We start from the raw sequence: 12,941 nt of genomic DNA on the forward strand, positions 1-12,941 counted from the left end.
GGACGGGTTACTGTCCAGCCCCTTTGTTCATGGCTACCTGAAGTTCATCTATTTTGCGTTGCAGCTCTGCCACCTCGTCTTTGGTCACCAGGTTGAGCTGATTGATTCGGTCCTCAACCTGCTTGTTGATCCAGAGATCAAGCTGGTCCTTGGCATTTTCCGATTTCTGCACCAACTCGTCGACAAACTGCTTGCCCTCTTCCTTGGACATCTTGCCCTTTTCAATTAGCTCAGTGCTCAGGGCCTCTACCTTTTCCTTAGTCAAAAAGGCAGCACCAATACCGGCATAGACGACATTTTTCAACATCTCTTTCATGGTTTCCTCCAGTCGTACTTCATTGAGTTGAGTCACGAGACAGACTGCAACACACAAGGGTGTCTTAAATATTTACCTGAACCAGTGCGTTTCTCATTAAACATTTTTTTGTAATGGGTAAAAAGGTATGCACGGCATACAACCTCTGCAATGCAACCGCTCTATTATCAACAAAAAAATTATAGACCGCAACCGGACTCTCTGCACCCTATTCCTTTTCTATATCGCGGTGAAAGAGATCTACCTCACAGCCAAGACCTTGCAAAACGCCCTTGAGTCGTTCAGCGGTCGCAACGGAGCGGTGCTTGCCTCCGGTACAACCAATGGCAAGGGTCAAGGCCTCGCGTCCGCCGGTTGTGTATTGGCTCACCAGAAAGGTAAGCAGAGGGGTAATGAGGGAAAAGAATTCTGTACCGGCCGGGTTGTCCAGGGCATACGCAGCCACCCGAGGATCTTTGCCGGTAAAAGCTTTGAGTTGATCATCCCAATAGGGATTCGGAAGAAAGCGGACATCCCAGACAAGATCTGCCTGGGGGTACCCGTGTTTGAAACCAAAGGAAAAAAGAGAAACCTGCACAACGATCTCCTAGGCCCTCAGGCCATTTCTGGTGCTGCAGATTGGTCGAACACTGTTGGGTGTCTTGAATAATTAGATTTTTCAATCAAGGTCAAGGCATGTTCAAAATTTTACCACAGGTATATACATGATATCGGAGTCTTCGCTTACCTCCGAGGATAAAATTTTGAGCATAACGAGGTAAGCGCAGACTCCGGGAGATTGGAAGAAAAAGCAATTATTCAAGATTCCCTGTTGTCTTGTTTTTGTACAGGGGGGCACAAACAACACATGAATCCGTGCCGAAGGGAGGAGCGAACCGCAAACATCCTTTTCAATACATCTCTGTCTGTTACAGAGGATACTATATGATTCAGCAGTCCCCCGCGCCTTCACGGATTCGGGATTCAGTCTACCCGGCCGAACAGAGCATCCTGATGGAATCGGCGCGCTCATTAATGCCGCGTTTGAGCATCTCATGATTGTATGCGGCAACCACATCCTGACGTTTAAGCATCCCCAGGACCCAGGGTTCTTCCTGGCTCTCCACCACGGGAATCTCATCAATCCCTTTGACGTCAAAAAGTTTCATTGCCTCGTAACAGTTGGTATCCGGTGTGAGCATGATCACATCACGGGTGCAGATCGCTCCCACAAGGTGACAGACACGCTCCTCTTCGGAATGAAGAATGGTTTTCACATCCTGCATGGAAACCACGCCAACCATAAGCCCCTTGGCATTGATGACCGGGAAATAAAAACTGTTACGGGCGAAACGAAAGAGCTGCAGCAGGTGATTGATGTTGGCGGTCTCGCTAATGAAATCAACATCCTCGGTGATCGCCTTCCCCACACGGATGGACTTCATGATCGCGACCTCACGCCCCTCGTGGATATCAATTCCCTCGCGGGTAAAGTCCACCGTATCCATGGAATCGTGGTAGAGCCAGGAGGAGGTTACGGTCCCGACAATGGCGGTCAGCATAACCGGGATAATGATCATGTAATTGCCGGTCATCTCAAAGAGCAAAAAGATGGCGGTCAGGGGGGCATGAGTGGTCGCGGCAAGAAAGGCGCCAATTCCCACTGTGGCATAGGCACCGGCCGATGCGGTATAGGCGGGAAAGAGGTAATGGACAATCCCTCCGTAAGCACCACCGAGCACTGCACCAATAAAGAGTGCAGGGGCAAAAACACCGCCCGCACCACCGGACCCCAAGGTAATGGAGGTGGCCAGTGATTTAAGGAATACCAGCACCATCATCTGCCAGACAATGGCATCACCGGTGAGCGAAACCTCGATGTACTCATAGCCGTTGCCCATAATCTGGGGGAAAAAGATAGCAATGGAGCCGACCAGCAGAGCACCAAAAATCGGTTTAATCTGGGGGTGAACAGGCACCTTGCGAAACAGATCGCGGATGCCGTAAAAAAAGTGGATATGCATCACCGCCGTCACCCCGACAATAACGGCCATGAGAGTGTAAAGCGGTAACTCGACAAAGGGATTGACAATGCTATAGGCAGGAATGGGGAATGCTGGGATTTCACCATAATAGGCCCGTGAAATCACTGTGGACAGGGCCGAGGAGATAACCAGGGCCGAGAAGGAGGAAATCTCATAGGTTCCCAGCAGCACAATCTCTGCGGCAAAGAACATACCGGCCAGAGGAGCGTTGAAGATACCGGCTATGCCGCCGGCACATCCCGCTGCAATATAGACCTTCATCCGCTTGCCGGATACGCGAAAGCGCTGCCCTACCTGTGAGCCGACAGCGCCGCCGATCTGGGCAATGGGGCCCTCGACGCCGGCAGAGTTACCCGATCCGATGGTCAAAGCCGTGGCAACAATCTTGATAAAAAGACTCCTGGCACGAATAACACCATTTTCAAGATTAACCTTGCGAAGAAAGTTGGTAAACCCGTAGCCATTGACTTCACCGGGAAAGGAGAGGGACAACGGAATAAGCAGAGAGGCCCCAAGCATGGGTAAAATGGGGAGCAGCAGGCGCCGCCAGCCCCCCTTGTCGATACCTAAGAGTTCATAGCCCCACCCAAGCGCAATCTCATCGACAAATTCAACAGACTCACGAAAAACAATAATAGCAACACCTGACATGACCCCGATAAAGGCGGCGATCATGATCATGCGAGCGCGGTCTCCAGGCAGGAGCACCTTGGCTTTTCTCAGCATGCCCGCACCTCAAATGTAGCGGTGGAAAACAATAAAAAGTGAACAACGTGAGGATAGGACAATGAGCTTGCCCGCAGAACAGGAACTTTTGTATTGAATGGATTTTGCAGGCACCAGAGTGCCGAGTCTGAACACATCTTCCTCTCCGAAATCGCACTAAGCACTAAGAATTGGCCCCTCTAGGGCGACTTGCATGACGGGATTGTTCACGCAAGAATGGAAAAACGCAGACACCGTGCTGCCGATAAAATATCCGTGTGCAGAACTCAACAAGGGCAGTACATACGCACCAGCCGACTGATGCAGCGCTTATTCGATCAAAAGAGCGAAGCATAACAAAATCGGGTTGTGAATAAAACCAGTTTTTCCAGAGATGCCAGGCACCACGTAGGTTTCAGCAAGAGATGCCACCGGCAAAAGATCCACGTTTAGGACTTGTCAGAGCCGACCAGAGCCCCTATATTCTGGGAATATTTAACAAACCTCTCTCATTCTTCAACGGGTACTCATCATGACATCAAAAAAGACACCCGACCCACAAAAAGTTGCCTTTCTTCGCTCATTGCCTGAAGAAATAAAAGCTTCCATCACTGGAGAAGAGGTAGAGCAGTTTATTTTTGGCGATTATATTCCCGAAACTCTCTATGAAAAGATCAAGCATTTACTGGTCGAGGATTCAAACCTCAATCCGTGATGTCGGGTGAATGCTCATGGATTCGGGTACAAAAAGCTGAAACCAGTTCGCTCCCTCTTTTTTTCTGACGCTGAAACTCAGCTGCAATATTTTTAGATGCAATATTTGCCGCTGGTTTTTGATGGTAATCGCATATTTTTTGTGGATTCCCAAAAAAATGTGCGAATCTTTAGGGTGTCTTGAATAATTAGATTTTTCAATCAAGGTCAAGGATTGTGAAAAATTTTACCGCAGGCATATAGCTGATATTCCGAGGATAAAATTTTGAGTATGACGCAGAGATTGGAAGAAAAAGCAATTATTCAATATTCCCTTTAGTCTCTTATCAAGGTAAATTGTCTGCCTTTGATGCACGGAGAGGATTGATGCGGTTAACGCCTACACCTCCCACCACGTCATTATTCCGTTCTTTTCCACCACATCGCCCCAAATTGGTATGTCCTGCCTGAAGATTGTGAACTCCTCAAAAATGTCCCCCCTTTTTGTCCCGCGGTTTAAGATTGCATAATGCGCGAAGATGGTTTACTGTGGCCGTCGCATTGACTGAATCCCAATTCATTACCAGCGCTGTCGTCGACAGCTTAGTGAAGTTTTATTCCGTAGTTGAAGCATGACCGCTCCTTAACCGGGCGGGGTTTCGTTTTAATCAGGAAGGAAACATCAGTCGTCTTTCGCGGTCTGCCTGATAGTCAACGCAGGCACCGCACCAAGCGCACTCCTTCAAGCTGCGCTTCCTTCCACAGCCCTTTGAGGTCTCCCATATCGTTATTCTACACACACCACAAAGGACCAAAGCGGGTAAGTACACTTAACAGGTTCCCAGGAACCTTTATCATAGCGTTCATCTTAACCGTTTCCGACACCAGCTGTCGGCGAACACCAACCACCGTGTAAGGAGAATGATCTTATGTCGCGAAAAATGGTCACTATTGACGGAAACCAGGCATGTACGCATGTAGCGTATGCCACTGCTGAAGTCATAACAATCTATCCCATTACCCCATCTTCTCCGATGGCTGCTGAAGCGGATGCGAAAGCTACCGCCAAGCAAGAAAATATTTGGGGTTCCATCCCGGTCATCTCCCAGATGCAGTCCGAGGCCGGTGTTGCCGGTTCCATCCATGGTTCTCTCGGCGCCGGTGCTCTGTGTACCACCTTCACCGCTTCCCAGGGTCTGTTATTGTTGACCCCGAATATGTACAAAATCGCCGGTGAGCTCCTGCCCACCGTTTTCCATGTAACCGCTCGCGCCATCGCCTGCCAGGGTCTCTCCATCTTTGGTGATCACGGTGACGTTATGGCTGTTCGTCAGACTGGTTGGGCTCTGCTGGCCTCCCAGGACGTTCAGGAAGCACAGGACATGGCCCTGATCTCCACCGCTTCCACCCTGGATTCCTCCATTCCCTTCATCCACTTCTTTGACGGTTTCCGTACCTCCCATGAGGTTATGAAAATCGAGCAGCTGACCATGGACGATATCAGCTCCATGATCGACGAGAGCAAGGTTGTTGAGCATCGTAAACGGGCACTGACCCCGGATAACCCAACCATCGGTGGTACCGCACAGAACCCTGACGTGTACTTCACCGGTCGTGAGACTGTAAACAAATACTACGATGCGGTTCCCGCCATTGTTCAGAAGAACATGGACAAATTCGCCGCAATGACCGGTCGTCAGTATCACCTGTTTGACTACCTTGGTGCACCTGATGCCACCGATGTTGTTGTCGTTATGGGTTCCGGCGCGCTGACCGTTGCCTCCACTGTTGAGCATATGATTGCAGAGGATGCAAAAGTCGGTCTGGTTATCGTTCGCCTGTTCCGTCCGTTTGATGCCGCTGCCATGGTTAACGCCCTGCCTGCAACTGTTGAGCGCATCACTGTTCTTGACCGGACCAAAGAGCCTGGCTCCAACGGCGATCCGCTGTACCTCGACGTACGCGCTGCCGTCACTGAGGCTGCTGAGGCCAACCCCACCATGATGATCCCCATGATCCTCAATGGCCGTTACGGTCTGGGCTCTGCAGAGTTCACTCCTGCCATGGTTAAAGCTGTCTATGACAACATGGCTTCTCTGGCTCCGAAGAAAAAATTCTGTGTTGGTCCCAACGACGACCTGGCCTTCACCAGCCTGAGCTACGACGCCTCCTACAACATTGAGGGTGAAGACGTCTTCCGCGCCCTGTTCTACGGTCTGGGTTCTGACGGTACCGTTGGTGCAAACAAGAACACCATCAAAATCATTGGTACCGAGACAGACAACTCAGCCCAGGGCTACTTTGTTTACGACTCTAAAAAGTCCGGTTCCATGACCGTATCGCATCTGCGTTTCGGTAAAAACCAGATCGTTGCCCCCTACCTCATCAACAAGGCTAACTTCATCGCCTGTCATAATCCTGCGTTCCTGGACACCTATGACATGCTGGCCAACCTTGAGCCCGGCGGCACCTTCCTGTTGACCACCACCTTCAGCAAGGATGAGATCTGGGAGCACATGCCTGCCCTGGTGCAAAAACAGTTGATCGAGAAGAAAGCGAAATTCTTCATCATCGATGCCGTAAAGCTCGGCTTGGCTCTTGGCCTGGGCGCGCGTATCAACATGATCATGCAGACTGCCTTCTTTGTCATCTCCAACATCATCACCAAAGACGAAGCGATCGTTGCCATTAAAAACGCCATTAAGAAAACCTATGGCAAGAAAGGTGACAAGATCGTTAACATGAACTACAGCGCTGTTGACGGTGCCGTGGACAACATCGTTGAAGTCACTGTACCGGATGCAGTGAACGGCCACGAAATGCCGCCCACCGTTTCCGACGAGGCTCCTGAGTTTGTTAAAACCGTTACCGCCAAAATGATGGAAGGTCACGGTGAGGATATCCCGGTTTCCGAATTCCCCGCAGACGGTCGTTGGCCCACCGCCACCACCCAGTGGGAGAAACGGAACATCGCGGTTCAGGTCTCCACCTGGGATGCCGAGACCTGTATCCAGTGTGGTCGTTGTTCCCTGGTTTGCCCGCATGGCTGTATCCGCATGAAAGTTGCCACACCTGAGGCTCTTGCGGCTGCCGGTGCTGATGCCTCCTTCAAAACTGCTGATGCCGTGGGTAAAGACTTCAAAGACATGAAGTTTACCATGCAGATCTCCACGCAAGACTGCTGTGGTTGTACGCTCTGTGTCACCGTCTGCCCGGCTCGCAAGAAAGACGCCGATGGCAACAAGACCGAGCAGCGTGCGCTCTCCATGGAAATGAACACCGAGGCAGTGAAAGAAGAGTCCATCAAGACCTGGAAAACCTTCCTGGCCCTGCCTGAGGTTGACGAGTCACTCATCAACGTTGGCACCATCAAAGGCAGCCAGTTCAAACGTCCGCTGTTTGAGTTCTCCGGTGCCTGTGCAGGCTGTGGTGAGACCCCGTACATCAAACTGGTTACCCAGATGATCGGTGACCGTATGCTGGCCTCCAATGCTACCGGTTGTTCCTCCATCTACTCCGGTAACCTGCCCACCACCCCGTATGCAAAACGCGCAGACGGACGCGGACCGGCATGGTCCAACTCTCTGTTCGAGGATAACGCTGAGCACGGCTTGGGTATGCGTCAGGCTGTTGACAAACTCGCCAGCCAGGCTGTCGAGCTGATGGAAGCTGCCGTTACCGACGGTCTGATCAGCAAAGAATTGGCTGATTCCATCCTCACCGCTTCCCAGAAAGATCAGGGAGAGATCGAGGCCCAGCGCGCCCGCGTTGCGGAGGTCAAAGCTGCTCTTGAGGGTAACACCGCACCGATCGCCACACGCCTCTACTATTGTGTCGACTACCTGGTGAAAAAATCCGTATGGATCATCGGTGGTGACGGTTGGGCCTATGACATCGGATACGGTGGTGTTGACCACGTTCTTGCCAGCGGCAAAAACGTTAACATCCTGGTTCTGGATACCGAGGTATACTCCAATACCGGTGGTCAGATGTCCAAATCTACCCCGCGTGCCGCTGTTGCCCAGTTCGCAGCCGGTGGTAAGAATGCACCCAAGAAAAACATGGGTCTGATCTTCTCCACCTTCGGTACTGTCTACGTAGCCCGTATTTCTATCGGTGCCAACCCGCAGCAGGCAATCAAGGCTATTCAGGAAGCCGAGGCTTATGACGGACCTTCCCTGATCATCGCTTACGCACACTGCATCAACCATGGTATCAACATGGCCATGGGTCTTGAGCAGCAGAAGAAAGCGGTTGAGTGTGGTCACTGGTCACTGTTCCGTTACAACCCGGATCTCGAGGCAGAAGGCAAAAACCCGATGATCATCGACTCCAAAGAGCCGACCATCAGCTTTGCTGACTATGCAATGAACGAGAACCGCTACCGCATGCTGAAAATGGCCAATCCTGAAATGGCTGAAGAGCTCATGGCAGAGTCGCAGAAAGACGTCGACAAAGCCTGGAAGCTGTTGAAAGGTTGGGCAAAAGCCCTTGATGCCGAATAAATCGACATCAGACCTTTGAAGGACCAAAGCCCTGCCGGTTTCCCGGCAGGGCTTTTTTTTGTGAGGAACGTCCAGCAGCACGTCACGTCCTACTCGTGTCAAGCCGATAAATTTTATACTTTAAGGTGTCTTGAATAATTAGATTTTTCAATCAAGATCAGGTAAGCGCCAGACTCCGCGAGATTGGCAGAAAAAGCAATTATTCAAGATGCCCTTTAATCGGCGTGGTACAACCAGCGTGTCTACCCTCCCGCTGAATGCCCTGAACATGGTTCCTTGGCTTTGCCATGCCCTGATGTCGAGGCCAGGGCAAAGCCCCCTCCAAGAGGTTTGGGGATATGCAAAATGGCGGGATGAGATTGGTGGTGAGGGGACAAAAAGCTCCTCAAACTAAAAAAGGGGAGCCCATCAAGGCTCCCCTTTTTGTGTCTATTGACGCAACTCTGTGACGGAGGCTTAGTTGTTTTCCTCTCGCTCCTTGCGCATCCGATCACGCTCGGCTTTCAGCTCCTGGTACTCTTTTTCCGCTTCGATCATGGCCTCATCCTGCCGCTTTTTGATTTCAGCCACCTTAGCCTTAATCTTCTCGTCTTTGATCTTGAGTCCGGGAGCACCAAAGAGGGTATTGGCCAGGTATGTATTGGCAAAAAGCATCAACTCGATATCGTCGTCCTTGATTTTGCCCAGAGTCTCGTCGTCGACCTCGTAGGTATCAAGAAAGGAAGATTCAAAAATAAACTTGCGAAAGGTCTCCAGGTCGGTGGAAGCCATGAAGAACATACGCTTTGCAGCCTCGCTCAAGGTTGCTTGGTGGCCAAAGGACTTACGGCGCATAACCAAACGCAACCACTCCTTGTTCATATCATCGCGCAGGTCAACGCCCTGATCGGCTCGCCACTCACCGATCGTCCACTTTTTAGGTTCTTCATGTCCCTTACAGTGGGGTTCTTTCACCAGAAAAAAGAATTTTTCCTCATCTGCATCGTTGGTGCCGCCCTCATGAAAGTCCGCCATCCCTACCGGATAGTAACGACAGGCAGTTGGGCGATCTTCGTAGACGGTACAGCCCTCGGAGGTAACAAAGGGACAACCGTTTTTCTCGCCGCGCAGCTTCAACTGTACACCTGGCATATCGGTCTTTTCCAGGAAGGTCGGTTCGGTGTACTCGGTGATAAATTCATGGGCTGCGAGCCCCAAGCGTTTGCGCAGAATCAGGATGTCATACGGGGTCAGGACAATCTTAATATTATGACAACAGGCGGTAAAACAACTGACACCGGGATGACAGGCAAACTGAAGCGCAGAGTCGAGCGTCAGTTTTTCCGGCATAATATTGGAAGGATTTTTATCCGTCGCCTTGAAAAAATCGGATTCATTCTCAATATGTTCATCATTGGACATGGGGTAATACCTCGAAGTGCAGATGATTCTAACCTAAATCCGTTTATATGCTCGTAGAGAGCAGTAGGTGTCGCTGAACCCAAAAAATCATTGTGGACATTGTGTGTACAACACGCTGGGTACGCTGTTCAGCAACAGCACAGTCACGGATGCAGGACTCAGACAGTTTAAGGCCCTGACGGGCTGCATCGGAACTGGTCATAATACCATGCACTCTCTTACTGTCAAACCCTATCCGGGCCAGTCCCGTACCTTTTTCGCCATTCCTCCACAAAGTGGTGTTTTTAGGAGTGGATACCACTCTTTTGCCAAGAGACATAAAAGAAGCCCTGACAGAAGAAAAAGAGGGGCATTGGAGCATATTTTATGTCAATTCTCCCCTAAACCTGCTAAGAGGAGAGAAACAAGCCTTTAAACGCAATATTACAATTATGAAAAAAATTTTTACGCATCCTATTGATCTAAGCAAAGTCGACACCCTGATCTATCACCTTCCGGATGGTCCGACTTTTTCCGTGGAAATGGATGGCATGGCGGATTTCCTCGACTTCGAAATGGAACTTGGCGATATCTGCGATACCTCTGATATAGACGGCGTGGTCCACTTTTTCCCCCGTGGCAACGCCTGATCGCCCGCCTTCCTTCCCCCCTTACTCCTCTCTACTTTCTCTTTTTCAGTTTCATGTCTCCCCTCATTGATACCCAATTTGACGGACACGTCCATACCCGCCTCTGCAACCATGCAGAGGGGGAAATGGAGGACTATGTTCGAGCTGCGATTGAACGTGGCCTGCGTACCATGTGTTTCCTCGAGCACCTGGAAACCGAGATCAATTACCAGCCATCCTGCTGGCTTGAAGACGAAACCTTTGTCGAGTATTTTGCTGAAGGCGCCAGGCTCAAAGAGCACTACCAGGATCAGATCGAGATACGCCTTGGTGTGGAAATGGGGTTTAACCCGCTGGCCGTGGAGGCGACACAGGCCAGACTGCAACATTTTCCCATTGAGCGCATTGGCCTCTCCTGCCATTTCCATCTCTATGAGGGGCGCCACCTCAACTTGCTCAGCCGTAGGCGGCAAAGCCTGGATATTCTAGCTGAACTCGGCCCAGACCAGGTACTGTCGACCTATTTGGATACCTTGACCGTGGCCGTGGCAACAGTGAACTGCGACGTGCTTTGTCATTTGGACGCAGCCCTGAGACACCTGCCCGGCATCAGTTTTAATGCGGAGCATAAAATTCAGATTGGTCATCTCCTGGATACTGTGAAAACACAGGAGACCGCCCTTGAGATCAACACCTCGGGATTTGATTATCGGGGCTCAGCCTTCCCTGCCCCCTGGATCATTACCGAGGCACTCAAACGAGACATTCCCCTGCAGGCTGGATCGGATGCGCATCGTCCACAGGATGTGGGCCGTTATTTTCAAGATCTGCCGGATTATCTGGAACCGTTGCGTCCAGCGTAACCCGCCTAACGCACCTGTTGGCGCCCTTGTTCCAACTCGATATTCCCCCCTGATTCTGCGGCTATATTGTAGCCCTCTTCCCCGTTTCAAGGCAGCCTGTCTTCCGTTTGGCCAATAAAAAAGCCCGCAACCATTGGGTTGCAGGCTTTCAAGGAGTGATGCGTTTCTTCTCTTTTTAAACCTTGATAAACTTTGCCATGGCCGCACGCAGGGAGTCGGCGTTGAATGGCTTGATAAGAATATCATCCACTCCGGCATCAGCTGCCGCCTCATGGTCCTGAACATCGGATTGGGTGGTGACCATAATGACCGGTAGAGCATCCTTGGAATAGAGGCTACGAATTTTTTCGGTCAGTTCGATGCCGGAAATCTCAGGCATGTTGAGATCGGTCAAAACCAATGCCGGTTTCTCTTTGGCCAACCACTCAATGGCCCCGGCTGGAAATTCAAACAGGATTGGATCAAACCCCAGCTCATGGAGGGTAGCTTTATAAATATTGAGGATCATGCGGCTATCGTCAACAGCACAGACCTTGATCCGGGAGCCGCTTTCTCCTTCATCGCCAGCGATCTTGACAGCGAAGTCATCAAGGCCTTCCCGCTTAAGCAGCGCCTCATAGTGGCTCTTGATATCCCGGTGGGCATGGGGCAGGTAGATCAGGGCCAACTCCTGAAAATACTCTTCATGGGCCAGGCTGAGAAAGACGTTATCGACCTGGGCGTTAACAATAATCTTGACTATATGCCGGGCCTCATCGTTTTGCGGGCGAATCATGTTTTTAATGCCGGCGGCAAGAATCTCATTAAAATTTCGATCAATAGCCCTGGCAGCAGCCGTACAGACGTGGTCCTCACTATCCGTGAGCCCCGCAGCCAGGGTGTAAGCTCCCTTGCGAAGTGGCAGCAGCGCGAGGGACTCGTACGCGGCGAAACGGACGTTCGCATTTTTAGGGACGGTGTTGAGCAGGGTTCGTATCGGCATGATTGCACTCTCATCGCCGATCTCACCCAAAACGTTGAGAGTATGAATCAAGAGATCGCTGTCGCTTTCCTTGAGATTTTCGATCAAGACTGGCACGGCCTTATCGCCGATGCGGACCAACTCATCCTTGGCATAAATACGCATGTGCGCATAATGGGAGCGCAGGGTATCATTCAGTTTTTCTAAAGAGACCTGATCCTGTACCTCGGCAAATATACTGAGAATTATAAGATCAAGCTCGTTGTCCGTCCCCATACGCTCAGCTAATCGGTGCATGGCGGTATTCGTCCCAACCTGCCCCAGAGCATGGATAGCAGCGGTAATCAGCTCCCGATCAGCAGCATAAAGGTAATCAGTCAGGGTATTGACCGATTCAGGATCTGCAATCAGGCCCAGGTTATCGATAATGAGCTTGATGGTCTGATTGTCTTCAGTGTGGGCCAGCAGATCAATCAGGCCTGGGGTTGCCTCTTCGAGTTTGAGCTCTCCCGCAGTTTCGATCATCACCGTTTTATCGCTGATAGACCTGTCTCTGAGCGCCTGGACCAGGACCTCGGGATAAGCGATCAGGTGCGAGATCAGGGTCTCACGAACGATAGGCAGCGTCTCCGACAATGCACGATGGGCAGTAAGCAGTTGATTTAACAGGGGTACGGTAAAGTGTATATCACCGCGGGAAACCTCGTAGAGCAGACGGTTCTGACTTTTTTTATCAAGATCACCGAAGTGATCCAGGACGAGACGGGCTTTGAGCAGGTCACCTGTCTGAATGTTTGCCTGAATCTCCTCAATCATATGATCAAAATTAACGTCTGCCATTCCGTACCCCTGTAGAAATCAGGTT

Annotated in this window: 9 protein-coding genes; 4 read left to right on the forward strand and 5 right to left on the reverse strand. The window is 50.9% G+C overall.

The features are described 5' to 3' along the window. Positions 1-7 precede the first annotated feature (7 nt). The 3 genes from JWJ90_RS16370 to JWJ90_RS16380 all read right to left on the reverse strand — a co-directional run bounded on the left by JWJ90_RS16370 (position 8) and on the right by JWJ90_RS16380 (position 3,066). Positions 8-316, reverse strand: coding sequence for a phasin family protein (locus tag JWJ90_RS16370; protein ID WP_205228288.1), 309 nt, complete (start codon positions 314-316; stop codon positions 8-10). A 208-nt stretch (positions 317-524) separates the two neighbouring features. Continuing rightward, entirely contained in the window at positions 525-893 is a 369-nt protein-coding gene (locus JWJ90_RS16375) for a RapZ C-terminal domain-containing protein (protein WP_205228289.1), read from the reverse strand. A gap of 391 nt (positions 894-1,284) precedes the next feature. Further along, positions 1,285-3,066 (reverse strand): chloride channel protein, encoded by a 1,782-nt coding sequence (locus JWJ90_RS16380; RefSeq protein WP_205228290.1) that lies wholly within the window; start codon positions 3,064-3,066, stop codon positions 1,285-1,287. Between the two features lie 511 nt (positions 3,067-3,577). On the opposite strand from JWJ90_RS16380, the gene JWJ90_RS16385 reads away from it, so the two are divergent. Continuing rightward, entirely contained in the window at positions 3,578-3,760 is a 183-nt protein-coding gene (locus tag JWJ90_RS16385) for a hypothetical protein (protein ID WP_205228291.1), read from the forward strand. A gap of 907 nt (positions 3,761-4,667) precedes the next feature. Continuing rightward, entirely contained in the window at positions 4,668-8,243 is a 3,576-nt protein-coding gene (gene nifJ / locus JWJ90_RS16390) for a pyruvate:ferredoxin (flavodoxin) oxidoreductase (protein WP_205228292.1), read from the forward strand. 456 nt (positions 8,244-8,699) lie between these two features. On the opposite strand, the gene JWJ90_RS16395 is transcribed toward nifJ, so the two are convergent. Beyond that, positions 8,700-9,644 carry a YkgJ family cysteine cluster protein gene (locus tag JWJ90_RS16395; protein WP_205228293.1) on the reverse strand — a complete coding sequence of 315 codons (945 nt, stop codon included), beginning with the start codon at positions 9,642-9,644 and terminating at the stop codon, positions 8,700-8,702. 290 nt (positions 9,645-9,934) lie between these two features. Between JWJ90_RS16395 and JWJ90_RS23290 the strand changes: the two genes are divergently transcribed. Then, entirely contained in the window at positions 9,935-10,273 is a 339-nt protein-coding gene (locus tag JWJ90_RS23290) for a hypothetical protein (RefSeq protein ID WP_240194992.1), read from the forward strand. Positions 10,274-10,326: 53 nt separating this feature from the next. Next, complete coding sequence (locus JWJ90_RS16405) at positions 10,327-11,115, forward strand: histidinol-phosphatase (RefSeq protein WP_205228294.1); 789 nt, start codon at positions 10,327-10,329, stop codon at positions 11,113-11,115. 175 nt (positions 11,116-11,290) lie between these two features. Here the strand turns inward: JWJ90_RS16405 and JWJ90_RS16410 are convergent, their stop codons facing one another. Further along, entirely contained in the window at positions 11,291-12,916 is a 1,626-nt protein-coding gene (locus tag JWJ90_RS16410) for a response regulator (RefSeq protein WP_205228295.1), read from the reverse strand. Positions 12,917-12,941: the final 25 nt, after the last annotated feature.

Origin of the sequence: Desulfobulbus rhabdoformis (assembly GCF_016919065.1) — a bacterium.
In the GTDB taxonomy this organism is placed as follows: Bacteria; Desulfobacterota; Desulfobulbia; order Desulfobulbales; family Desulfobulbaceae; genus Desulfobulbus; species Desulfobulbus rhabdoformis.

Bases quoted from the DNA above. Each gene is read 5' to 3' on its own strand.
- JWJ90_RS16405 (WP_205228294.1), top strand. From the start codon at position 10,327: ATGTCTCCCCTCATTGATACCCAATTTGACGGACACGTCCATACCCGC.
- JWJ90_RS16410 (WP_205228295.1), bottom strand. From the start codon at position 12,916: ATGGCAGACGTTAATTTTGATCATATGATTGAGGAGATTCAGGCAAAC.
- nifJ (WP_205228292.1), top strand. From the start codon at position 4,668: ATGTCGCGAAAAATGGTCACTATTGACGGAAACCAGGCATGTACGCAT.
- JWJ90_RS16395 (WP_205228293.1), bottom strand. From the start codon at position 9,644: ATGTCCAATGATGAACATATTGAGAATGAATCCGATTTTTTCAAGGCG.
- JWJ90_RS16380 (WP_205228290.1), bottom strand. From the start codon at position 3,066: ATGCTGAGAAAAGCCAAGGTGCTCCTGCCTGGAGACCGCGCTCGCATG.
- JWJ90_RS16385 (WP_205228291.1), top strand. From the start codon at position 3,578: ATGACATCAAAAAAGACACCCGACCCACAAAAAGTTGCCTTTCTTCGC.
- JWJ90_RS16370 (WP_205228288.1), bottom strand. From the start codon at position 316: ATGAAAGAGATGTTGAAAAATGTCGTCTATGCCGGTATTGGTGCTGCC.